The organism is Mesorhizobium liriopis (genome assembly GCF_024053505.1).
Taxonomy (GTDB): domain Bacteria; phylum Pseudomonadota; class Alphaproteobacteria; order Rhizobiales; family Rhizobiaceae; genus Mesorhizobium_B; species Mesorhizobium_B liriopis.
The window spans coordinates 274767-298597 of record NZ_JAMXQS010000007.1; the positions used below are offsets into that span (position 1 = coordinate 274767).

Genomic DNA, 23831 nt, shown 5'->3' on the forward strand with positions numbered 1-23831 from the left:
GCAGAAGAAATACTTCCTTTACTTTACGATGCGGAAGCGAGCGGCGAAAAATCCGTCGAGGCCGGAAACACTCGGATCCGATGAGAACCAATCGGCAGGCGTCGTGCGCAATGTGCCGGCTTGGGTGACAAAAGGCGCGATGCCTTCGATCTCGTCCGCACGGAAGGGCTCGGGCTCGATCCCGGGTACCTCACGCAGGAAGGCGGCCCACAGGTCTTCACCTTCTTCGGGCATCAGCGAGCAGTTGGAAAAGACCACGCGCCCGCCGGGCTTCACGAACTGGACCGCGCGTTCAGCAAGGCGACGCTGCAAGGCAGCGAGCTTGGCGACGTCCTCCGGGCCCTTGGTCCATGGCACGTCCGGGTGACGGCGCACGGTGCCGGTGGACGAGCAGGGTGCGTCGAGCAGGATCGCGTCGAAAAGCTCAGCGGGCTCGTGGCGCAGAATATCGGCCTCGACGGTTTCGGCTTCGAGCCCGAGGCGGTCGAGATTGTGGCGCAGGCGCTTGAGGCGTGATCGGGAGATGTCGAAGGCCGTGACCTTTGCGCCCGCCAGAGCGAGCTGTGCGGTCTTGCCCCCGGGCGCGGCGCAGAGGTCGGCGACACGCAGGCCTGCCACATCGCCGAGCAGGCGTGCCGGCAGGCTCGCAGCTGCATCCTGCACCCACCATGCCCCTTCGGTGAACCCGGGTAAATCGGGCACGGGGGCTGGGAGGCGAGCGACCCGGACGCTGCCATTGGGGAGAACGGTGCCGTCGAGACGCTCGGCCCACAGAGCGGGATCGGCGCGCATCGTGAAATCGACGGGCGCCTCGACGCGGTGGGCCTGAAGGATGGTGCGCGCCTTCTCTCCGCCATAGGCCGCTTCGAGGCCGGAGCGGAACCAGTGCGGGGCGTCCTCCGCACGGTCGAGCGCGGGCGGCAGAGCGGTTTCTTTTTCGCGTGAAAGGCTGCGCAGGAGGCCGTTCACGAGGCCACCGAAACGCGCGGTGCGCGGGTCGCTCTTGGCGTGGGTGACGGCAAGGTCGACGGCGGCGGAGTCCGGCACGTCGAGGAAAAGGATCTGGGACGCACCCGCATGCAGAATATGCTCGAGAGCGCGCGCCTTGGGCGGTAGCGCGTCGCGCAGGCGGGCGGCGATCAGCTGCGCGATAGTGCCGCGAAAGCGCAGGGCGCTCAGCAGGATCGCCCGGACGAGCGCACGATCGGGAACGCTCAGCGCGGCATATTGCGGATGACCATGCTCGGCATCGACCATGCCGTCGAGCGGCGTTTTCGCATCGACCACTGCCGCCAGGAGTTTGGCCGCGGCCTTGCGGGAGGCGAGGCCGGGCACATCGGGCTGGGTTTCGGAAGAGTTGTCAGGCTGCCGTCGCCGCGCGGGGCTCCGGCTCAAGACCATGGCCCCTTGTTGCCGGTGTTCGGCACATTCGAACGACGCGGCGTCGAAGACGCACTGCCGCCACCCCACGGCCCGGACGGGGTCGGGCTTCGGGGCGCCGCAGGGCGGACGGGCACGGCGCCTGCGAATTCACCCGCCATCTGCTGCAGCGCCGCGATGCGGTTCTCGGTTGCCGGATGCGTCGAGAACAGGCTGTCCATGCGCTGGCCCGAGAGCGGGTTGATGATGAAGAGCGGCGCGGTGGCCGGGTTGCGCTCGGCTTCCTCGTTGGGAATGCGGCCCGCAGCGATCGCGATCTTCTGCAGGGCGGAGGCGAGCCAGATCGGATTGCCACAGATTTCGGCACCTCTGCGGTCGGCTGAATATTCGCGCGTGCGGCTGATGGCCATCTGCACGATCATGGCGGCGAAAGGCGCCACGATCATCGCGACGATCACGCCAATGGCGCCCAGCGGATTGTTATTCTCGCGGTTCGAACCGCCGCCCATGAAGAAGGCGAAGTTGCCGAGCATGGAAATGGCACCTGCGAGCGTGGCGGTGACCGTCATGATCAGCGTGTCGCGGTTCTGCACATGCGCCAGTTCGTGCGCCATGACGCCTGCGACCTCTTGCGGCGTCAGGCGCTGGAGCAGGCCTGTGGTGGCGGCAACGGCGGCATTCTGCGGATTGCGGCCCGTGGCGAAGGCGTTGGGCTGGTCCTCGTTGATCAGATAGACCTTGGGCATGGGCAGGCCGGCATTCTGGGCGAGGCCCCGGACGATCTCGTAATATTCGGGCGCCGTGCGTGCATCGACCTCCATCGCATTGTGCATCCGGAGCACCATCTTGTCGGCGTTCCAGTAGGAAAAGAGGTTCATGCCGGCGGCGAAAAGAAAGGCGATGCCCATACCTCCGGTGCCGCCGATCAGGTAGCCCACGCCCATGAAGAGCGCCGTCATGAAGGCAAGCAGCATGGCGGTGCGCATGATGTTCATCGTCGAAGGGCCCTCCTGAGCCCGAAACTGTTTGGCGGTTCAGTCCGCTTTCACCCTATATGATGGGAAACAAGCGAAATGGTTTCAATCGAACAGGCTGGACGAACGGATTTGGAACAGAACGACGAAAAAGAAGCGCCCGCGCGAAGGGAACTGAGCCCTGCTGCCCAGCGAGCATTGGCCGAAGCCGAGGCGCGGCGCGAGGCGCTGAGGCCCGACACACTGCCGCCCGAGCGCGGCGGGCGTGGCGGCAAGGAGCCGGTGCGTTACGGCGACTGGGAGGTCAAGGGGCTCGCAGTGGACTTTTAACCAAAACGAACAGGAACCGTGCTCGTTTAAAATCGTTGGAAATTTTTCGGTTCGCTGCAGATTTTCCGAGGTGTCTCTCCAATGCTGATCCGCTTGGGCTATGAAATCGCGGTCGACTGCGCGCAGCCTTTGCCGATCATCTCGCTTCTGGTGATCCATGATGACCGCCAAAAGGACATCCAGCGCGAAACCAAGGTGCTGACCTCGCCCAAGGTGAAGGCAGTGCCGTATCGCGACATTTTCGGCAATCGCGGCCATCGCTTTCTGGCGCCCGCGGGCCGCTTTTCCATCATTTACGACGCGGTGATCGAGGATTCGGGTGAGCCCGACGAGGTCAACAGGATTGCCGTCGCAGCACCCGTCGAGGACATGCCCGACGAGGTGATGGGTTTCCTGCTCGGCTCCCGCTATTGCGAAACGGACCACTTGAGCCAGCTCGCCTGGAGCAAGTTCGGGCATATCCCCGCCGGCTGGGCGCGGGTGCAGGCGATCTGCGACTATGTGCATGACCGCATCTCGTTCGGTTACGGCTATGCAAGGGCGACGCGCACGGCAGCGCAGGCGCATGAGGAGCAGGTCGGCGTCTGCCGCGATTTTGCGCATCTCGCCATTACGCTCTGCCGCTGCATGAACATCCCGGCGCGCTATGTGAACGGTTATCTCGGCGATATCGGCGTGCCGGCCGACCCGGCCCCCATGGATTTCTCGGCTTGGTTCGAGGCCTGGATCGGCGGCAAGTGGTATGCTTTCGATGCGCGTCACAACATGCCACGCATCGGTCGGATCCCGGTCGCGCGAGGTCGCGACGCGACCGACGTGCCGCTGCTCCACTCATTCGGGCCGCATACACTTGCGACCTTCAAGGTGTGGACCTACGAGCAGGATGCCAATCCGGCGAAGCCCCCGCATATGCTTCAAAATCGGACGGCGGGTCGCGAAATTCTATCCTGACCTAATTTGGGACATGTGGCCTATTTTGGACGAGTTCTGAGTCCCGATCTGGCACACTCAAGATTAAGCCAAACGCTGGATTTAAGCACTTGTTAAGCTTACGCTGCGCACAGTGAAAGCGATTTCAATGCGTTAGCGCGCACCTCTCGGCCTCAGGCCATGAACTGTCATGTGTCTTGCAACGATGAAATCGAAACGGCGCGGGAGATGGGTGAGCAAGATGCTCCAAGTCATTTTCCGGCCGGACGGTCCAGCGAGACCGGATGCTGCGAGACATTTGTGACACCGCTGCCGGCTTAGGGGTTAAGCGAGGCGGCAAAAAAGGAAAGGCCGCTTTCAGGGGGTGAAAGCGGCCTTTCCCGTGTTTCGTCCGTGATATCGCGGCTCGTGGCGACGATGAAGTCGTCAGCCGCGCTTCATGCCGTCAGCGAAGGAGCTGTCCTTCACCGAGGCAATCCGCCGAGACCACGTAACGGGACAATTCACTCGACATTGGACCACCTCCTTTCAATTGTTGAACACGAGGGGAATGTGGGTCGGGCGAAACCGGAACGCAAGATAAGTTAGGCGGCGTGCCCTGACCTTTTCGTGAACGGGCAGGGCACCTTCTCCTTCGTCGCGTCTCAGCTTTTCTTGTTCTGCCTGTTCGCCACGAGATCGTCGACGACCGCGGGGTCGGCGAGGGTCGAGGTGTCGCCCAGCGCGCCGAACTCGTCTTCGGCGATCTTGCGCAGGATACGCCGCATGATCTTGCCCGAGCGTGTTTTCGGGAGACCCGGCGCCCACTGAATCTTGTCCGGTGATGCGAAGGGCCCGATCTCCTTGCGCACATGCGCGACGAGTTCCTTGCGCAGGTCCTCGGTGCCCTCGATGCCGTTCATCAGCGTCACGTAGCAATAGATGCCCTGGCCCTTTATGTCGTGCGGATAGCCGACCACTGCGGCTTCCGAGACGGCATCGTGGCTGACGAGGGCCGATTCCACCTCCGCCGTGCCCATGCGGTGACCGGATACGTTGAGCACATCGTCCACGCGGCCGGTGATCCAGTAATAGCCGTCGGCATCGCGGCGGCAGCCGTCGCCGGTAAAATACTTGCCTTTGTAGGTGGAAAAGTAGGTCTGCACGAAGCGCTCGTGGTCGCCATAAACGGTTCGCATCTGACCGGGCCAGGAGTCGGTGATGCAGAGATTGCCGTCGGCGGCCCCTTCGAGCACCTGGCCGTCATTATCCACGAGCTGCGGCTTGATGCCGAAGAAGGGACGGGTGGCCGAGCCGGGCTTGAGGTCGGTCGCGCCGGGGAGCGGCGTGATCAGGATGCCGCCGGTCTCGGTCTGCCACCAGGTGTCGACCACCGGCACTTTTCCGCCGCCGACCACGTTGAAGTACCACTCCCAGGCTTCCGGGTTGATGGGCTCGCCGACCGAGCCGAGAACCTTGAGAGAAGCTCGCGAGCTTTTGGTGACGTGGGCATCGCCCGCACCCATCAACGCGCGGATGGCGGTGGGCGCGGTGTAGAAGATGTTGACCTGGTGCTTGTCCACCACCTGCCAGAGCCGGCCCGCATCGGGATAGTTCGGCACGCCCTCGAACATCAGTGTCGTCGCGCCGTTCGCGAGCGGGCCGTAGACGATATAGGAATGGCCCGTCACCCAGCCGACATCGGCCGTGCACCAGTAGATGTCGCCGTCATGGTAGTCGAAGACATATTGATGCGTCATCGACGCATAGACGAGGTAGCCCGCAGTCGTATGCAGCACGCCCTTGGGCTTGCCGGTGGAGCCCGACGTGTAAAGGATGAAGAGCGGATCCTCCGCATTCATCGCCTCGGGCTCTGAAACCGGCGAGGCCCGTTCGACCGCCTCGTGATACCAGACATCGCGGTTCTCTCTCCATGCGATGTCGCCGCCCGTGCGTTTGACGACGAGCACTTTCTCGACCGCGACGCCGTTGTTCCCGGCGATCTCTATGGCTTTATCGGTGTTGGCTTTCAACGGCACCTTGCGGCCGCCGCGCAACCCCTCATCCGCCGTTATCACGAAGGTGGATCCGCAATCGACGATGCGGCCCGCAAGGGCATCGGGCGAGAAGCCGCCGAAGACCACCGAATGCACCGCGCCCACACGCGCGCAGGCGAGCATGGCATAAGCCGCTTCGGGGATCATCGGCATATAGATCGTCACGCGGTCGCCGCGGTTAACACCATGATCCTTGAGCACGTTCGAAAGCCGGCACACGCTCTCGTGCAACTCGCGATAGGTGACCTTCTTCTGCTCATTGGGATCATCGCCTTCCCAGATGATGGCGACCTGATCGCCGCGGCTTGCGAGATGGCGGTCGATGCAGTTGGCGGCCACATTGGTCTGCCCGTCCGCAAACCACTTGATCGAGACATTCTCGTCGAAATTCTTTTCCTTGACGCGGGAAAACGGCACCATCCACTGGATGCGCTTGCCGTGTTCGGCCCAGAAGCCTTCCGGGTCGGCAACCGAACGCTCGTACCATGCGCGATAGGTGGCATCATCGATCAGCGCGCGCTCGCGCCATGCCGGCTGGACGGGATGGACGTGCGTGTCCGTCATCTGGCTTTCCTCCAATATGCGTGGCGCCATGACCCGAGCGCCTCTCCCAGCAAGCGGATTAGCCTTGTTCGCCCGCCCAACGCAATCGCCCTTCGGGGCGCATGCGCCGTTTAACTTTGGTTAATCATGACGGGGCACCATCACATTTGGCGAGGCCGTCGTCGGAAGGGACGAAGCATGCGCAGAGCAGATAAAGGACCGTCTCGTTCCGAGACCGAACTGATGCTGGAAGGCTACGGCCTGCTCACAGCCGAGTTCTTCTATCATCTGCCCGACCATCCGCATGTGCTGCAGACGTTTCTTTGGCAGACCTACGATCTCGCACCGAATTTCCCGAAGCTGTTTTCGTTCATCGAGTTCTGGAAGTCGCGCCTCGATGGCTCGCTCCACTCGGTCCGGTTTTCGCATAACGAACTGATCAAGCCGGTCGAGTGGCGTAACGTCGAGGGCGAGTTCGCGCTGCACTGAGGCCTGCCTATGCCTACGCCATGGTGCCTGATCTTTTCCGACGGAACGGGCCAGCGCGGCGTGCGCGACGATGACAGCGTCAAGAACACGAACGTGTTCCAGATGTTCGTCGCTGCCGAAAACAAGATCTACCTCGAAACCTTCTACGATCCGGGCCTCGGCGCACCGGACGAGGGTGAGCGCGACCTTGGCCGCGTGCTCCGCGACTGGTGGAGCAAGGCGACGGGCTGGGGCATCACCGCCAATATCGTGGACTGCTATGAGGCGCTGATCCTCAAATGGCAGCCCGGCATGAAGATCGGGCTGTTCGGCTTCAGCCGCGGAGCATTCACCGTGCGCTGCTTGAGCGGCGTCCTGGCGACCTGTGGTATCGCGCAGACAGACAATGGTGTGCCGATCTCGCGCGACGAAAAAGGCGAGGGGGCAAAGCGGCGGCGAGCCATTGCCGAGAAAGGTGTCGCGGCCTACAAGCTCAAGGGCAGGCGCGCCCGTAAGGAGACCGGCGAGGCGTTCCGGCGCGCATATGGTGCCGTTGACGAGGTGGCCGATGTGGTCGGCGTTTATGACACGGTGAAGGCGCTCGGGCTTCCCGGCGTCACCAATCTCGTCAATCCATGGCAGTTCGATTTTCACGACACCAGCCTGTCGCCGCGCGTGCCGCTGGGGCTTCAGGCCCTGTCCGTGGACGAGAACCGCAAGGTTTTCGCACCCATTCTGTGGGATGCGTCGGCACCCGGCCAGCAGATCGAGCAGGCATGGTTTCCAGGTGTGCATTCCGATGTGGGCGGGGGCTATGCCGATGACTGGCGGCTCGCCGATCTATCGCTCGACTGGATGCTGTCACGCTTGCGCGACGAAGCCGGGCTGCATATCCCGCTCACGGTTTCGATGAACGACAATCTGGTCGGCCGCGCCCATAACGAGCGGACGGGCTTCGGCATCTTCTGGCTGCCTGGGGAGCGTGTGGTCACCCGCACTGCATCGCTTTGCGACAATATCGAAGCGCGGTTCGAGAGAATGGTGCCGCCCTATCGGCCGGCACACTTGAAGGATCACCCGCAGGTGAAGCGCTTCTACCCGTGACGATCAGTATGGCTTGAAGGGCTCGGGACGGCGGCCCGTGTCCTGACGCGTCAGCATCCAGCCGGGATATTCGGGTGCCAGCGCGCTGGCCTCGTCGAGCCGGGCGAGATCGTCCGCATCGAGCGTCAAACCGGTGGCGGCGAGGTTCTGCTCCAGCTGGTCCCCATTCTTGGCGCCGATGATGATGCTCATCACGAAGGGCTTGGCGAGCACATAGGCCAGCGCGACCGTGGCGACGCTGGTGCCATGCTTCTCCGCAATCGCGCGCATCGCCTCGACGCATTTCCAGGCGCGATCCTCATCGACCGGCGGGAAGTTGAACTCGGCGCGGCGGCCCTCGCCATTGCCCGGTGCACCGGGGCCGTATTTGCCTGAAAGCAAACCGCCGGCGAGCGGGGACCAGACCATCAAGCCAAGCTTTTCCTCGTTGATCAGCGGCACGATCTCACGCTCGAGGTCGCGGCCGGCAATCGAATAATAGGACTGGATGGTCTCGAAGCGGGCATAGTCTCTGGCTTCCGAGATGCCGAGCGCCTTGGCAATGCGCCAGGCCTGCCAGTTCGAAACGCCGACATAACGCACGAGACCTTGCGATACGAGGTCATCCAGCGCGCGCAGCGTTTCCTCGACCGGCGTGACGCTGTCGGTGCCGTGAATCTGGTAAAGGTCGATATGGTCGAGCCCCATGCGATCGAGGCTGCCTTTCACGGAATCCATGATGTGACCGCGCGAGGCGCCACGATCATTGGGTTTATCGCCGGTCGAGCCAAAGACCTTGGTGGCGATCACGACATCCTCGCGGCGGGTGCCGAGATTCTTGAGCGATTGGCCGAGGATGCGTTCGGACTGCCCAAAGGAATAGACATCGGCCGTGTCGATGAAGTTGACGCCTGCTTCCAGCGAGCGCTGCAGGATGCGATCGGCGGCGCTCTGATCGACGCCAGCGATCTTTCCCCATTGGGCCTGTCCGCCCGCTTCTCCGAAAGTCATGGTGCCAAGGCAGATTTCCGAAACGAATAGGCCGGTGCGGCCCAGCTGATTATATTTCATTGAAAATGCCTTTCCCGGAAAGGACAGTCAGCTAGGGTCGGTTCGATGGCCCGCCAAGGGGATCGGTGCCCGAAATGCTTCCCGTATGGTCCTCACCGGTGTCCCGCAGCCCGAAAAGGTTGCGCAAGGCGGGGCTGCCCGCGATCAGGCGCTCGCCGAACTCCTCCTCACCTTCCGCTGCCCAGTGATCAGTGTCGGAATAGGTGAACTGGCCGTCGATGATGAAGAGGTCTAGGTTCAAGGGACCAAGAATGTCGAGCTTCGAGACGTAGGTGAGCGGCGGTTTGCGTTCGGTAACCTCGCTTTTGAGCAGGTCATCGACTTGGCGGATCGCGCCGATATTGTCCTTGAAGAAGGGAACGCCTCCCGGCGGCAGCATCACCGAATACTTCTCGACCTCGAAATAAGGCTCCCATTGCGGGCCGACCCAGATCATCGGCAGGTTCGGCTCGGCGATGGTTTGAAGGAAAGCAAACACGTTATCGACCGCTTTCTGATCAACCGGCAGATGCTTGCGGTCGGGCAGCAGATAGCTGCCCTTCTGGGTGAACACCACGCCGCTCAGATTCGCCTTGTTACGCTCGATGAAAGGCCGCAGATTCTTGTAGTAGCAGTGATCCTCGGGCTCACTCGGGCGGCAGCCGGGCTGGCTGATGCCGGCCACATGCATCCTCGTGCCGTTATAGGCCAGCGCGTGGAACAGGTCTTCGCCATGGCTGTCGCCGAAAACAAGGACGGCCTTGCCCGTTTTGGCCACGCAGGCGTCGAACTTTTTCTGAAATGCACTGTCCAGCGTCGCCCAGAGATATTGGCACTCGCTGGTCAGAACCGTCTTGCGCTCGGGGCTGGTGACGAGCTTGGCGACGTCGGGCGGCAGGCGTGAGGGGAGGCCGCCGCCCAGCATCAGGGCGCCACCGATGGCGACCGTCAGGGCGGCTGTCGCGGCGGAGCGGATGACGAAAGGCCGGTTGCCGCCACTCGCGGCTTCGCGCGGTCGGCGGAAGGGCTGCTCCACGAAGCGCCATGAGGCCCAGGCGAGCGGGAAGCAGAGCGCAAAAAGCAGAGCGCGATCCCAAGGGCCGAGCGGTTCGAAGGTGACATAGGCCGCGAAGATCAGCAGCGGCCAGTGCACAAGGTAGAAGGAGTAGGAGATCTTGCCGATCCAGACGCTGAGCGGATTACTCGTCACATAACCAAGGGTCGGTGCGCGGCCCGCATAGATCACCAGCATGGTGCCGAACACGACCGGCAGGGTCAGAAGCCCCGGCAGGTGCGACGTGCCGTCGAGCATGACGAAGCTCGCGCCGATCAAAACAAGCCCTGCAAGAAGCAGGGCCTCCAGCACCGTCTTGTTTCGAGGTTGCCGCTCCACGACCTCGATCATCAAAGCACCGAGCGCGAATTCGAAGGCGCGGAATGGCGTGAGGTAGAAAGCCGACATGCGACCGCGCTGAAGTTCCGCGAGCACCAGCGTGACGACGGCAAGAACCGCCAACACGGAAAAGAGCCCGCGTCGTCCGCCCTTCATCGCCCAGACGACCATGAGCGGTACCACGATGTAGAATTGTTCCTCGACGCTCAGCGACCATGTGTGGAGCAGCGGCTTGAACTCGGCCGCGACATCGAAGTAGCCGGCGGTTTCCTTGAAATAGATGTTGGAGACGGAAAGGATTGAAGCGATCAGTTCCTGCCCGAACATCTTCAAATGGCCGGGTGAAAGCAGCAGGAAGGCCGCAGCCGTGCTCGCCAGAAGCGTTGCGACGAGGGCCGGAAACAAGCGGCGGATGCGGCGCAGGTAGAAATGCCGGAAGCGGAACGTGCCGGTCCGTTCAATTTCGTCGCGGATGATGCGGATGATCAGGAAGCCACTGATGACGAAGAAGGCATCGACGCCCAGAAACCCGCCCGGCAAGAAGGGCAGGCCGAAATGGAACAGCACGACGCCGAGCACGGCAATCGCGCGGAGCCCGTCAATATCGGGCCGGTAGGAGGATGACTGCATAAAGAAATCCGAAGGCAGGAACGGCAGCGTTGTTGGCGCTCACCTTGACCCAAAAATGGCGGAGCCGACACGGACCGAAGTCGCACCGAAAGGAATGGCCTTCTCGAAGTCGGCGGACATGCCCATCGAAAGCTTCTCTACGGCGGCCTCCTCAGCGAGTTTCTGAAGCAGCGCGAAATGCGGTCCCGGATGCTCCTCGAACGGTGGGATGCACATCAGGCCATCGATCGTGAGGCCATGGGTATCTCGGCAGCGGGAAACGAATGCCACCGCCTCGCGCGGGTCGATGCCGGCCTTCTGCTCCTCGAGGCCTGTGTTCACCTGCACATAGAGGCGAGGAGCCTTGTTCTGCCTTTCAATCTCTTTGGCAAGCTCGGCCGCAATCTTCTCGCGGTCCACCGTTTCGATCACATCGAAAAGCGCCACCGCATCCGCCGCCTTGTTGGATTGCAACGGGCCGATCAGGTGAAGCGTGATGCCGGGGAATTCTTCTCGCAGCGCGGGCCATTTCCCTTGCGCTTCCTGCACGCGGTTCTCGCCGAACACCCGCTGGCCGGCTTCGAGAACGGGGCGGATACTGTCGGCCTCGAAGGTCTTCGACACGGCAACGAGCTCGACCGAACCCGCCCTGCGCACTGCCTCCTTCTCGGCGCGAACAATCGCGCTGCGGACGGCTTGCAGGTGCTCCACTGCTTCGCTCATGGCCTTTCCGTATCCTGCTTTCCGTTGACGGTCGGGCAAAAGCATGGTGAAGGTCCGCCCGCTTTTGTCGCCGTGGCTTGTGGAGCGCTTTGCCTCCTCTGGCAAGCCGCGCCGTGTTTCTCAGTGCCCACCCGGAATTCGTGATGGCAACCGAACGCTACAATCCGCGCGCAGCCGAACCCCGTTGGCAGAAGGCCTGGGACGGGGCGGGGCTCTTCACGACTTCCAACGAGAGCGAGGCGCCCAAGCATTATGTGCTGGAGATGTTCCCTTATCCGTCGGGGCGCATCCATATGGGCCATGTGCGCAATTACGCGATGGGCGACGTGGTGGCGCGCTACAAGCGCGCTAAGGGTTTCAACGTCTTGCACCCGATGGGCTGGGATGCCTTCGGCCTGCCCGCCGAGAACGCCGCGCGCGACAACAAGGTCAACCCGCGCGATTGGACCTACAAGAATATCGAGACCATGAAGGCGCAGCTCAAGACCATGGGCCTGTCGCTGGACTGGAGCCGCGAGATCGCGACCTGCGATCCGTCCTATTACAAGCACCAGCAGAAGATGTTTCTCGACTTCTGGCAGGCGGGCCTCGCCGAGCGCCGTTCGGCCAAGGTCAACTGGGACCCGGTGGACCACACCGTGCTCGCCAACGAGCAGGTGATCGACGGACGCGGCTGGCGCTCGGGTGCGGTGGTCGAGCAGCGCGACCTGACGCAGTGGTTCCTGAAGATCACCGCCATGGCGCAGGAATTGCTGGACGGGCTCGATACGCTCGACCGTTGGCCCGAGAAGGTCAAGGTCATGCAGCGCAACTGGATCGGCCGCTCGGAAGGTCTCACGATCCGCTGGGCGCTGGAAGAGGCGACTGCGCCCGAAGGCGAGACCGAACTCGAAATCTACACAACGCGGCCCGACACGCTCTTCGGCGCCTCCTTCATGGCCATCGCCGCCGATCACCCGCTGGCAAAGAAGGCGGCCGAGAAGAATCCAGAGCTTGCCGCCTTTATCGACGAATTGCGCCATGCCGGCACCTCGGCGGCGGAGCTGGAAACGGCCGAGAAGCGCGGTTTCGACACGGGCGTCCGCGTGGTGCATCCGTTCGACGAGAGCTGGACGCTGCCGGTCTATGTCGCGAATTTCGTGCTGATGGACTACGGCACGGGCGCGATCTTCGGTTGCCCGTCCGGCGACCAGCGCGACCTCGACTTCGCGCGCAAATATGATCTGCCCGTGGTGCCGGTCGTGATGCCGAAGGATGGTGATGCCGCGAGCTTCACCGTGGGCACGGAAGCCTTCACCGATGACGGCGTGATGATCAACTCGCGCTTTCTGGATGGGCTCGACACCGACGCGGCGTTCGAGGAAGTCGCGAAGCGCCTCGAAGCGCGGTCGGTCGGCGAGCGCAAGGTCAATTTCCGCCTGCGCGACTGGCTGATCTCGCGCCAGCGCTATTGGGGCTGTCCGATCCCCGCGATCCATTGTGAGGTCTGCGGCACCGTGCCCGTGCCGGCCAAGGATCTGCCGGTGGAGCTGCCCTCCGACGTGTCCTTCGACAAGCCCGGCAATCCGCTCGACCACCATCCGACATGGAAGCATGTCTCCTGCCCGCAATGCGGGGGGGCTGCGCGCCGCGACACGGACACGATGGACACCTTCGTGGACTCGTCCTGGTACTTCGTGCGCTTTACCGACCCGTTCAACACGGAGGGCCCGACCACGGCGGGCGTGGCGGATGGCCCGAAAGGCTGGATGCCGGTCGATCAGTATATCGGCGGCATCGAGCACGCGATCCTGCACCTGCTCTACTCGCGCTTCTTTTCTCGCGCGATGACGGCGACAGGGCATCTCAAGGAAACGAGTGAGCCTTTTGCAGGCCTCTTCACCCAAGGCATGGTGGTGCACGAGACCTATCGCGGGCCCCACGGCTTCGTGACGCCGGCCGAAATCCGCATCGAGGATCGCGAGGGCAAGCGCACAGCGGTGCTCTTGAGCGACGGCACACCGGTCGAGATCGGCTCCATCGAAAAGATGTCGAAGTCGAAGAAGAACGTGGTCGATCCCGACGATATCATCGGCTCCTACGGCGCCGACACCGCCCGCTTTTTCATGCTTTCCGATTCGCCGCCCGAGCGTGACGTGCTTTGGACGGAGGCCGGTGTCGAAGGCGCGCACCGTTTCGTGCAGCGCGTTTGGCGGCTCTTGGTGGAAGCCGCACCGGCGCTTGCCGCCGTCGAGCCCAGGGCTGGCACCGGTGCAGTGTCGCGCGCGGCGCACAAGGCGCTGAAGGCGGTGGGCGAGGATATCGAGCGCTTGGCCTTCAACAAGGCGGTCGCCCGCATCTACGAACTGGTCAACACGCTGGCCGCACCGCTCGCTGACGCTGCCGCAGGCAATGGCAAGGATCTGCCCGCGCTGCGTGAGGCGGTCGAATTCCTTCTCTCGATGGTGGCGCCGATGACGCCGCATCTGGCAGAGGAATGCTGGGCAACACTCGGCGGAGAGGGGCTGGTCGCGGCCAAGCCCTGGCCGGTCTTCGAGCCTGCGCTGACGGTGGATGACGAGATCACGCTGCCTGTTCAGGTGAACGGCAAGAAGCGTGGCGACTTGACCGTGGCGCGTGACGCGGACAATGCTACGGTCGAGGCAGCCGCGCTCGCGCTGGAAGCCGTGCAGCGCGCGCTGGAAGGCAAGGCGCCGCGCAAGGTGATCGTGGTGCCGCAGAGGATCGTGAATGTTGTTGCGTAAGACCGTGAAGCGTTCCTCCGGCCTGCTTGCCGCGCTTGGCCTAAGCGTGGCGCTCGGTGTCACCGCGGGCTGCACCGTGCGTCCGCTTTATGCCACTTCGCATACGGCGCCCGGCGAGGCACCAAACGGTGTCGCGGCGGCCTTGCGCACGGTGGCGGTGGCGCCGGTTCGCACCCGCGATGCGCAGGAAGTGCGCAACCAGCTGATCTTTCTGTTCAATGGCGGCAAGGCACAAGCGGCGACGCCGGCCTATACGGTCAATCTCGCGGTGTTGACGACGAGCGAATCGTCGGCCGACATCCAGGTGGCCGACGACACGGAGCCGACGGCGGCGGCCATCGTGATGGACGCGACCTATTCGGTCACCGATGCCGCCACGGGTGCTGTCGTCGCGAACGGCAAGCGTTCGATGTCATCATCCTATGACGTGCCACGTCAGGAATTTGCAGTCTTGCGCGCCCAGCGCGATGCCGAGAACCGCGCCGCGCGTGAATTGGCGGAGCTTCTACGGCTCGCGATCGCGCAGGACATTCTCAACATCCAGTCCGTGCCGAAGGCGCTCAAATAGGTTTTCGTTGTATCGAAACAAAAAAGGCGGGCTTGCGGCCCGCCTTTTTGTTTTCGGTCACAGCAGGGATCAGCCGATGCTCTGGCCGGTCTTCTTCCAGTCCGACAGGAACTGCTCGATGCCCTTGTCGGTCAGCGGGTGCTTGACCAGGGTCTTCAGCGTTGCAGGCGGAATGGTCGCCACGTCGGCGCCGATGATCGCGGCCTGCTTGACGTGGTTGATGGTGCGGATCGAGGCCGCGAGGATTTCGGTTTCGAAGTCGTAATTGTCGTAGATGGTGCGGATCTCGGCGATCAGCTCCATGCCGTCGATGCCGATATCATCGATGCGGCCGATAAAGGGCGAGATGAAGGTCGCGCCGGCCTTGGCGGCGAGAAGCGCCTGATTGGCGGAGAAGCAGAGCGTGACGTTCACCCAGCGACCGTCATCGGTGATCGCCTTGCAGGCCTTGAGGCCGTCGAGCGTCAGCGGCACCTTGATGCAGACATTGTCGGCGATCTTGGACAGGAAATCGGCTTCACGCATCATTTCCTTGTATTCCACGGCTGCGACCTCGGCCGAAACCGGGCCCTCGGTGATGGCGCAGATTTCCTTGATGATCTCGGCCATCGGACGGTTGGCCTTCATGATCAGCGACGGATTGGTGGTCACGCCATCGATCAGGCCCGCATCCTGAAGTTCCTGGATCTCGTTCACATCCGCCGTATCGACGAAGAATTTCATGGGAGTGGGTCCTTTCAACCTTGGCTTTGCGCCATCAGATAGGGCGCCTGGGACGCTCTGTCGCTCCCATAAAGCAGCTTTGCGTCGCGTGAAAGACGGAATAAAAGGGGAACGCAGTTCCATGACCCCCGACCTTTTCGCCCCCTCTCTCGCAGTCGTTCCCGTGCTGGTGCCAATGCCGGCCGAGCGGCCCTATTCCTATGCCGTGCCGCAAGGCATGGTGGTGGAGCCCGGCTCGATCGTGCAGGTGCCGCTTGGACCGCGACAAGTGGCGGGCGTCGTATGGGATGGCGACGGTGGCGATGTCGATCCGCGCAAGCTGCGTCCGATCACCCATGTTTTCGACTGCCCGCCGATCCCCGAAGCCATGCGCCGCTTCGTGGACTGGATTGCGACCTACACGCTGTCCGCGCCTGGCATGGTTGCACGTATGCTCTTGCGCGCGCCGGAAGCGTTTGATCCCGAGCCTTGGGCGGAGGGGCTGGAGCGCATCGAGGGCGCCGTGCCGCAGCGCATGACGCCGGCCCGCGCGCGGGTCCTGGAGTTGGCCGAACCGGGTGCTGCATGGACGCGCTCGGGCCTGGCGCAGGCGGCGGGCGTCTCCTCGACCGTGGTGGATGGTCTGGCGGCCGCCGGCGTTCTCGCCGCCATACGACTTCCGCCGCCCCCCATCGTGGCCGCGCCCGATCCGGCTTTCGCGCGACCGCAACTGAGCGAGGATCAGGGAGCCGTTGCGGAGGCGCTCCGTGAAAGCATCGCCGAGAACCGCTTTTCCGTCAGCCTCGTCGATGGCGTGACGGGTTCGGGCAAGACCGAGACCTATTTCGAGGCGATTGCCGCTGCCCTCGATGCCGGCAAGCAGGCGCTGATCCTGTTGCCCGAGATCGCGCTGACCCAAGCCTTTCTCCAGCGCTTCGAGGCGCGATTCGGTGCGCCACCCGCGCAGTGGCACTCGGATGTCGCCCCGCGTTCGCGCGAGCGGGTCTGGCGCCAGGTGGTGGAAGGCTCGGTGCGAGTCGTGGCCGGCGCACGCTCGGCACTCTTTCTTCCCTTCAAGGAGCTCGGGCTGATCGTCGTGGACGAGGAGCACGATCCGGCCTTCAAGCAGGAAGACCGCGTCTTCTACAACGCCCGCGACATGGCGGTCCTTCGCGGACGGCTGGGGGATTTTCCGGTGGTGCTCGCCTCCGCCACGCCATCGGTGGAAAGCCGCGTGAATGCGGCGCAGGGGCGCTATTCACGGCTGATCCTGCCCGGCCGCTTCAACGAAGCGGCTCTGCCGCGTCTCGAAGCCGTGGACCTGCGCCGTGCGCCGCCGCCGCGTGGCAAGTTCCTGTCGCCGCTGATGGTCTCGGCGATGCGCGATACGCTGGCCAAGGGCGAGCAGTCACTCGTCTTCCTCAACCGGCGCGGCTATGCACCGTTGACGCTCTGCCGCTCATGCGGGCATCGCTTCGGCTGTCCATCCTGCTCGGCATGGCTGGTCGAGCACCGCTTTCGCGGTGCACTGGTCTGTCACCATTGTGGGCATTCCGAAAAGAAGGCGGATGCCTGCCCCGAATGCGGCACCCTCGATCATCTCGTGGCCTGCGGGCCAGGCGTCGAGCGCGTGGCCGAAGAAGTGGTCGAGACCTTCCCCGATGCACGCGTGATCGTGCTGTCCTCCGACATGCTGGGCGGTGTGCGGCGATTGCGGCTCGAGCTTCAGGCCATCGCCGATGGCGAGGTCGATATCGTCATCGGCACCCAGCTCGTTGCCAAGGGCCACAACTTTCCGAACATGACCTTGGTCGGCATCGTCGATGCCGATCTCGGTCTTGCGAACGGCGACCCGCGTGCATCCGAGCGCACGTTCCAGCTGCTCGCCCAGGTCACGGGCCGCGCGGGCCGTACCGGCAAAGCGAGCCGCGGCCTGATCCAGACCTACCAGCCCGACCATCCGGTGATGCGTGCGATCGTTTCAGGCAATGCCGAGAGCTTTTACGCGCGTGAGATCAACGAGCGCGAGCAGAGCGCGATGCCGCCCTTCGGTCGTCTCGCCGCACTGGTCGTCAGCGCCGGTACGCGCGGGGAGGCTGAGGAGCATGGTCGCGCTCTGCGCCGTGCTGCACCCGACTCGGAAGAAATCCGCGTTCTCGGCCCCGCCGAAGCGCCGCTTGCCGTGGTCGCCGGTCGCCACCGCTTCCGTCTCCTCGTCCAGGGCAAGCGCTCCGCCGACATGCAAGGCTTCCTGCGCACCATGATCGGCCAGGCACCAAGGCCGCGCGGCAGCGTGCGGGTGCAAGTGGACGTCGATCCGCAAAGCTTTCTTTGAGGTTGTTTGTAGCTACATCTGTAGTTACATTGCGAGGACGGGATGTTCGAGTGGGATGAGGCTAAGAACCAATCGAACATCGAAAAGCATGGTGTCAGCTTTGCGATGGCGAGCCGCATTTTTTAAGGTTTTACGCTGACTGCTGTCGATGCGCGAACGGACTACGGCGAAATCCGCGAGATCGGTCTCGGCATGGTCGATGATGTGGTGATCCTGAGCGTGGCGCATAAGGATCGCCGTGGACGAAGCAGTATCATCTCTGCCCGGCCCGCCAGTCGAAAGGAGCGAGCACTTTATGAAGAAGCGCTACGAACAGGCTCTTAAGGTTGAGGCGCTTGTGCAAGTGGAGGATGAAGATATCGATTTCAGCGATATCCCTGAACTTGATGGCACCTTCTTCGAGAAGGCGCGTTTGATCGCGCCAAATGAAAGAAAGCAACAACTCACCATCCGCTTCGATCCGGACATCGTTCAGTGGTTCAAGGCGCAGGGCAAAGGCTATCAAAGCCGGATGAATGCCGTGCTTCGTGCCTATGTGGATGCGCATCGCCGCTAGATGGTTGTTTGCGCCCGCCCCTCCGGCCTATAGCCCTCCCATCACAATCTTCGAGAGGGGCTTATGGGGCTCGACTTTCCTTGGCCGATCACGACCGGCGAGTGGCTCGCATGGACGAGTGCGGCGGCAACCGCGATGATCGGGCTGCTTTATCTTTTCGCTCCCCGCCTGATGCTGCGGCTCTCGGGGCTCGCCGTGCCGTTGGAGCGGCAACAGGCCTTGGCGCATTTGCGTGGACCAATTGCCGGCTTCCTTTTGGGTGTCGGCTTGGGCGCGATTCTGCTCGGTCAGCCGCTCGTTTACCTTGTGCTGGGTTTTGCGTGGGGTTTCACCGCATTCGGTCGGGTGATCGGGATGCTTTCCGACGGCGCGGGCCTGCGCAATTTCCTCCATCTGATCGCGGAAACTGGCTTGGCCGTGCTGGCTTTGCTGTTTGCTACGGGCATCGTGCCCTGAATTTTCCACATATGAGGAAGATGCTACTCAAGCCGCCTTGCGCGTGTTGCGGGGCTGGAAAGCCTATGCTAGACGGCCCTCGATTGATCCACGCGCGAGGCCTCACTTGAGCCCGGATGCAGCTGGATCGGCTTGAGGAGCCAGGGAGCGGGCGGCCAAATCGCGACGTGACCCAAGTTCCTCGAAGCGCAGGCTTCGGTAAGTTTGAACTTGCCATTCGCGAGCCGCGCTTTACGGACATGAAGCAGGGTTGCAGGCCGCATCCTTCGGGCGTGCGGCAGGCAAGGGAACAAGAGAAAGCGCGTGGCAGCAAACAATTCGCCAATATCCGGTGTCGCTGACCGCTATGCGCGGTCGCTCTTCGATCTCGCCCGCGAAGGCAATGCTCTGGACAATGTCGAACAGGATCTCGCCCGATTCGAGGCCCTTCTGAACGAGAGCGCCGACCTGCAGCGTCTGGTGAAAAGCCCGGTTTTCTCTGCGGAAGATCAAGAGCGCGCCGTCGCTGCCGTTCTGTCGAGCGCGGGTATTTCCGGTCTTGCCGCCAACTTCATCCGCGTGGTCGCCAAGAATCGTCGTCTTTTCGCTGTGCCGGACATGATCCGCGCTTATCGCCGCATCGCAGCCGAAGCGCGCGGTGAGACGTCAGCCGAGGTGACGAGTGCGCACGCGCTTTCGGCCTCGCAGGAGGACGAGCTTCGCGCTGCCCTGCGCCAGGTTGCCGGGCGTGACGTCACCATCAATGTTTCCGTCGATCCAAGCCTGCTTGGCGGCCTCGTCGTCAAGATGGGCTCGCGGCAGATCGACACTTCGCTGAAAACAAAGCTCAACGGGCTCAAGCTCGCACTGAAAGAGGTCGGCTGATGGATATCCGCGCTGCGGAAATTTCCGCAATTCTCAAGGATCAGATCAAGAACTTCGGCCAGGAAGCCGAGGTTTCGGAAGTCGGTCAGGTTCTCTCAGTCGGTGACGGCATCGCGCGCGTCTACGGTCTCGACAATGTTCAGGCCGGCGAGATGGTGGAATTTCCCGGTGGCATCCGCGGCATGGCGCTCAACCTCGAGGCCGACAATGTCGGCGTCGTGATCTTCGGTGCCGACCGCGACATCAAGGAAGGCGACACCGTCAAGCGCACGGGCGCCATCGTGGACGTGCCGGTCGGCCCGGCTCTTCTCGGCCGCGTGGTCGACGCCCTCGGCAACCCGATCGACGGCAAGGGGCCGATCGAGGCGACCGAACGCCGCCGCGTGGACGTCAAGGCGCCCGGTATCATTCCCCGCAAGTCGGTGCATGAGCCGATGTCGACCGGCCTCAAGGCCATCGACGCGCTGATCCCCGTCGGCCGCGGCCAGCGCGAGCTGGTCATCGGCGATCGCCAGACCGGCAAGACCGCGATCATCCTCGACACGATTCTGAACCAGAAGGCGATCCACGTTTCGGGTCCCGACAAGGAAAAGCTCTACTGCGTCTATGTCGCCGTGGGCCAGAAGCGTTCCACCGTCGCCCAGTTCGTGAAGGTCCTCGAAGAGCGCGGCGCGCTCGAATATTCGATCATCATCGCGGCCACCGCTTCGGATCCCGCGCCCATGCAGTTCCTTGCACCGTTCGCGGGCTGCACCATGGGCGAGTATTTCCGCGACAATGGCCAGCATGCGCTGATCGCCTATGACGATCTGTCCAAGCAGGCCGTGGCCTACCGCCAGATGTCGCTGTTGCTGCGCCGCCCGCCGGGCCGTGAAGCTTACCCCGGCGACGTGTTCTACCTGCATTCCCGCCTGCTCGAGCGCGCGGCGAAGATGAACGACGAGCAGGGTGCGGGTTCGCTCACCGCGCTTCCCGTTATCGAGACGCAGGCCAACGACGTGTCGGCCTATATCCCGACCAACGTGATCTCGATCACCGATGGGCAGATCTTCCTCGAGACCAACCTATTCTTCCAGGGCATCCGTCCGGCCGTGAACGTCGGCCTCTCGGTGTCGCGTGTCGGCTCGGCCGCGCAGGTCAAGGCGATGAAGCAGGTGGCAGGCTCGATCAAGGGCGAGCTCGCGCAGTATCGCGAGATGGCGGCCTTCGCGCAGTTCGGCTCGGATCTCGACGCCTCGACCCAGCGCCTGCTCAACCGTGGCGCGCGCCTGACGGAGCTTCTGAAGCAGCCGCAGTTCTCGCCGCTCAAGACGGAAGAGCAGGTCGCGGTGATCTTCGCCGGCGTGAACGGCTATCTCGACAAGCTGCCGGTCAACCAGGTCGGCAAGTTCGAGCAGGGCCTGTTGTCCTATCTGCGTTCGGAAGGAGCTGGCCTGCTCGACCAGATCCGCGCCGAGAAGCAGCTGACCGACGACATCCGCGGCAAGCTCAAGTCGTCGATCGACGCTTACGCCAAGAACTTCGCGGCATAAGGCTCGACGATGCCCTCGCTGAAGGACCTCCGCAACCGCATCTCCTCGGTCAAGGCGACCCAGAAGATCACCAAGGCCATGCAGATGGTCGCGGCCGCCAAGCTGCGTCGCGCCCAGGAAGCGGCCGAGGCCGCGCGCCCTTATTCGGCGCGCATGGCTTCGGTTCTGGCCAACATCGCGCAGGCCGCCGCGGGCGAGGGCGATGCGCCGACCCTGATGACCGGCACGGGCCAGGAGCAGACGCATCTTCTGATCGTCTGCACTGCCGAACGCGGTCTGGCCGGCGGCTTCAACGCCCAGATCGTGCGTCTGGCGCGCGAGCACATTCGTCGCCTTCTCGCCGAAGGCAAGACGGTGAAGATCCTCGCGGTCGGCAAGAAGGGCGTGGACATGCTGCGCCGTGACTATGTCAACCTCATCATCGACCGCATCGATCTGCGCGAAGTGAAGACGCTGGGCTTCGTGGATGCCGACAGGATCGCCAAGCGCGTGATCGGCCTCTTCAATGAGGGGCAATTCGACGTCGCGACCCTGTTCTATTCCGAGTTCAAGTCGGTGATCGCACAGATTCCGACCGCCCAGCGCATCATCCCGGCGGCGGCTCCTGCTGCCGCAGCGGAGGTTTCTGCGACGCCGGCTGGCACTGCTGCCGCCGTCTACGAGTATGAGCCGGATGCCAATGCGATCCTCGAAGACCTGATCCCGCGCAACATCGCGGTGCAGATTTTCCGGGCGCTGCTCGAGAACGCGGCTTCCGAGCAGGGTGCGCGCATGTCGGCGATGGACAATGCGACCCGCAATGCGGGCGACATGATCAACCGTTTGACGCTGAGCTACAACCGCCAGCGTCAGGCGCAGATCACCAAGGAACTGATCGAGATCATTTCGGGCGCGGAAGCGCTCTAAGCTACACCAGTTGGTCCGGCGTGTGCGTGTCACCCGAACCGGCTAAGGAGAAGGAAAAGAGGATGGCCATCGAGAACGGAAACGGCGGGACCGGCAAGGTCCGCCAGGTGATCGGCGCCGTGGTGGACGTTGCCTTCGAAGGGCAGCTGCCCGCGATCCTGAACGCCCTCGAGACCGAGAATGTGGGCAACCGCCTCGTTCTCGAAGTCGCGCAACATCTGGGCGAGAACACCGTGCGCTGCATCGCCATGGACTCGACCGAAGGTCTGGTTCGCGGCCAGAGCGTGCGCGACACCGGCGCGCCAATCACGGTGCCCGTCGGCCCCGAAATGCTCGGACGCATCATCAACGTCATCGGCGAGCCGGTCGACGAAGCCGGCCCGATCCCGGCGACCCAGAGCCGCGCTATCCACCAGCCGGCCCCGGAATATGTGGAGCAGTCCACGGAAGCCGAGATCCTCGTGACGGGCATCAAGGTCATCGACCTGCTCGCCCCTTACGCCAAGGGCGGCAAGATCGGCCTGTTCGGCGGCGCGGGCGTCGGCAAGACCGTGCTGATCCAGGAACTGATCAACAACGTCGCGAAGGCGCATGGCGGCTATTCCGTGTTCGCCGGTGTCGGCGAGCGTACCCGCGAGGGCAACGATCTCTACCACGAGTTCATCGAGTCCGGCGTGAACAAGGCCGGCGGTGGCGAGGGTTCCAAGGCTGCACTCGTTTACGGCCAGATGAACGAGCCGCCCGGTGCGCGTGCGCGTGTCGGCCTCACCGGCCTGACCGTCGCCGAATATTTCCGCGATCAGGGCCAGGACGTGCTGTTCTTCGTGGACAACATCTTCCGCTTCACGCAGGCTGGCTCGGAAGTGTCGGCTCTTCTCGGCCGTATTCCTTCGGCCGTGGGCTATCAGCCGACGCTCGCAACCGACATGGGCGCTCTGCAGGAGCGCATCACGACCACGACCAAGGGTTCGATCACGTCCGTGCAGGCCATCTACGTGCCGGCCGACGATTTGACCGATCCGGCACCGGCGACGTCGTTCGCGCACCTTGACGCGACGACCACGCTGAACCGCTCGATCGCCGAAAAGGGTATCTATCCGGCTGTCGATCCGCTCGACTCCACCTCGCGCATGCTCGATCCGCTGATCGTCGGCGACGAGCACTATCAGGTGGCTCGTCAGGTGCAGTCGATCCTCCAGCGCTACAAGGCGCTTCAGGACATCATCGCGATCCTGGGCATGGACGAGCTTTCCGAAGAGGACAAGCTGACGGTGGCCCGCGCTCGCAAGATCGAGCGCTTCCTTTCCCAGCCCTTCTTCGTGGCCGAAGTGTTCACCGGCTCGCCGGGCAAGCTCGTCGATCTCGCCGACACGATCGCGGGCTTCCGCGATGTTGCGGCGGGCAAGTACGATCACCTGCCTGAGGCTGCCTTCTACATGGTGGGCGGCATCGAGGAAGCGGTCGAGAAGGCGCAGCGTCTGGCAGCGGAAGCAGCCTGAGCTGAAACATGACGGTCTGTTGCAAGGAACCCAAGGTTGCTTACAGCAGATGACCCGGACTCCACGGATGAGGCATTTTTCATCGAGGAGGACGATATCTTGCGCACCGTCCTGCGCCGTATCCCACCTCGGGACAGCACGGCGTATGAC

At 63.2% G+C, this 23831-nt stretch carries 21 protein-coding genes; 13 read left to right on the plus strand and 8 right to left on the minus strand.

Annotated features, from left to right (window positions below):
* Positions 1-18: 18 nt before the first annotated feature.
* A complete protein-coding gene (locus NGM99_RS15645; RefSeq protein WP_252820546.1) occupies positions 19-1401 on the minus strand; it encodes an RsmB/NOP family class I SAM-dependent RNA methyltransferase in 1383 nt (460 codons plus the stop codon).
* Positions 1392-2375 carry a zinc metalloprotease HtpX gene (gene htpX, locus NGM99_RS15650; protein WP_252820547.1) on the minus strand — a complete coding sequence of 328 codons (984 nt, stop codon included), beginning with the start codon at positions 2373-2375 and terminating at the stop codon, positions 1392-1394. Before htpX ends, NGM99_RS15645 begins: the two co-directional genes overlap by 10 nt.
* Before the next feature lie 78 nt (positions 2376-2453).
* Between htpX and NGM99_RS15655 the strand changes: the two genes are divergently transcribed.
* The gene (locus NGM99_RS15655) at positions 2454-2684 is read left to right on the plus strand and encodes a DUF1674 domain-containing protein (protein ID WP_252820549.1); all 231 of its coding nucleotides are present in this window, start codon (positions 2454-2456) and stop codon (positions 2682-2684) included.
* Between the two features lie 81 nt (positions 2685-2765).
* Positions 2766-3635: a transglutaminase-like domain-containing protein gene (locus NGM99_RS15660; protein WP_252820551.1), complete on the plus strand. Its 870-nt coding sequence runs from the start codon at positions 2766-2768 to the stop codon at positions 3633-3635.
* Between the two features lie 623 nt (positions 3636-4258).
* Here NGM99_RS15660 and acs read toward each other — a convergent pair.
* Complete coding sequence (gene acs, locus NGM99_RS15665; protein ID WP_252820552.1) at positions 4259-6214, minus strand: acetate--CoA ligase; 1956 nt, start codon at positions 6212-6214, stop codon at positions 4259-4261.
* A 177-nt stretch (positions 6215-6391) separates the two neighbouring features.
* On the opposite strand from acs, the gene NGM99_RS15670 reads away from it, so the two are divergent.
* Together NGM99_RS15670 and NGM99_RS15675 are read left to right on the plus strand one after the other, a co-directional pair.
* The gene (locus NGM99_RS15670; protein WP_252820554.1) at positions 6392-6682 is read left to right on the plus strand and encodes an usg protein; all 291 of its coding nucleotides are present in this window, start codon (positions 6392-6394) and stop codon (positions 6680-6682) included.
* Between the two features lie 9 nt (positions 6683-6691).
* Positions 6692-7765 (plus strand): phospholipase effector Tle1 domain-containing protein, encoded by a 1074-nt coding sequence (locus NGM99_RS15675; RefSeq protein ID WP_252820556.1) that lies wholly within the window; start codon positions 6692-6694, stop codon positions 7763-7765.
* Between the two features lie 3 nt (positions 7766-7768).
* On the opposite strand, the gene NGM99_RS15680 is transcribed toward NGM99_RS15675, so the two are convergent.
* Genes NGM99_RS15680 through NGM99_RS15690 form a run of 3 tightly spaced genes read right to left on the minus strand, consistent with a single transcriptional unit; the run spans position 7769 to position 11519 of the window.
* Positions 7769-8815 (minus strand): aldo/keto reductase, encoded by a 1047-nt coding sequence (locus NGM99_RS15680; protein WP_252820558.1) that lies wholly within the window; start codon positions 8813-8815, stop codon positions 7769-7771.
* A 31-nt stretch (positions 8816-8846) separates the two neighbouring features.
* Positions 8847-10817: an acyltransferase family protein gene (locus NGM99_RS15685; RefSeq protein WP_252820560.1), complete on the minus strand. Its 1971-nt coding sequence runs from the start codon at positions 10815-10817 to the stop codon at positions 8847-8849.
* 39 nt (positions 10818-10856) lie between these two features.
* Positions 10857-11519 carry a YggS family pyridoxal phosphate-dependent enzyme gene (locus NGM99_RS15690; RefSeq protein WP_252820562.1) on the minus strand — a complete coding sequence of 221 codons (663 nt, stop codon included), beginning with the start codon at positions 11517-11519 and terminating at the stop codon, positions 10857-10859.
* 143 nt (positions 11520-11662) lie between these two features.
* Here NGM99_RS15690 and leuS point away from each other — a divergent pair, with 143 nt between their 5' ends.
* Both leuS and NGM99_RS15700 read left to right on the plus strand, forming a co-directional pair.
* Entirely contained in the window at positions 11663-14263 is a 2601-nt protein-coding gene (leuS, locus tag NGM99_RS15695) for a leucine--tRNA ligase (protein ID WP_252820563.1), read from the plus strand.
* The gene (locus tag NGM99_RS15700) at positions 14250-14831 is read left to right on the plus strand and encodes an LPS assembly lipoprotein LptE (protein WP_252820564.1); all 582 of its coding nucleotides are present in this window, start codon (positions 14250-14252) and stop codon (positions 14829-14831) included. Before leuS ends, NGM99_RS15700 begins: the two co-directional genes overlap by 14 nt.
* A 69-nt stretch (positions 14832-14900) precedes the next feature.
* Here NGM99_RS15700 and fsa read toward each other — a convergent pair whose 3' ends face one another.
* Entirely contained in the window at positions 14901-15554 is a 654-nt protein-coding gene (gene fsa, locus NGM99_RS15705) for a fructose-6-phosphate aldolase (protein WP_252820566.1), read from the minus strand.
* A gap of 121 nt (positions 15555-15675) precedes the next feature.
* Here fsa and NGM99_RS15710 point away from each other — a divergent pair, with 121 nt between their 5' ends.
* Entirely contained in the window at positions 15676-17868 is a 2193-nt protein-coding gene (locus NGM99_RS15710; protein ID WP_252820568.1) for a primosomal protein N', read from the plus strand.
* 24 nt (positions 17869-17892) lie between these two features.
* Here NGM99_RS15710 and NGM99_RS15715 read toward each other — a convergent pair whose 3' ends face one another.
* Positions 17893-18096, minus strand: coding sequence for a hypothetical protein (locus tag NGM99_RS15715; RefSeq protein WP_252820570.1), 204 nt, complete (start codon positions 18094-18096; stop codon positions 17893-17895).
* A gap of 67 nt (positions 18097-18163) precedes the next feature.
* Between NGM99_RS15715 and NGM99_RS15720 the strand changes: the two genes are divergently transcribed.
* The 6 genes from NGM99_RS15720 (at position 18164) to atpD (ending at position 23681) form a co-directional block, all read left to right on the plus strand.
* Positions 18164-18424: a BrnA antitoxin family protein gene (locus NGM99_RS15720; RefSeq protein WP_252820572.1), complete on the plus strand. Its 261-nt coding sequence runs from the start codon at positions 18164-18166 to the stop codon at positions 18422-18424.
* Between the two features lie 63 nt (positions 18425-18487).
* Positions 18488-18880 carry an AGROH133_08824 family phage infection protein gene (locus NGM99_RS15725; RefSeq protein ID WP_252820574.1) on the plus strand — a complete coding sequence of 131 codons (393 nt, stop codon included), beginning with the start codon at positions 18488-18490 and terminating at the stop codon, positions 18878-18880.
* Between the two features lie 303 nt (positions 18881-19183).
* The gene (locus NGM99_RS15730; RefSeq protein WP_252820576.1) at positions 19184-19744 is read left to right on the plus strand and encodes a F0F1 ATP synthase subunit delta; all 561 of its coding nucleotides are present in this window, start codon (positions 19184-19186) and stop codon (positions 19742-19744) included.
* Positions 19744-21276 (plus strand): F0F1 ATP synthase subunit alpha, encoded by a 1533-nt coding sequence (atpA, locus tag NGM99_RS15735; RefSeq protein ID WP_252820578.1) that lies wholly within the window; start codon positions 19744-19746, stop codon positions 21274-21276. Before NGM99_RS15730 ends, atpA begins: the two co-directional genes overlap by 1 nt.
* 9 nt (positions 21277-21285) lie before the next feature.
* Complete coding sequence (locus tag NGM99_RS15740; protein WP_252820580.1) at positions 21286-22182, plus strand: F0F1 ATP synthase subunit gamma; 897 nt, start codon at positions 21286-21288, stop codon at positions 22180-22182.
* Positions 22183-22244: 62 nt separating this feature from the next.
* Entirely contained in the window at positions 22245-23681 is a 1437-nt protein-coding gene (atpD, locus tag NGM99_RS15745) for a F0F1 ATP synthase subunit beta (RefSeq protein ID WP_252820582.1), read from the plus strand.
* The last annotated feature ends 150 nt before the right edge of the window (positions 23682-23831 follow it).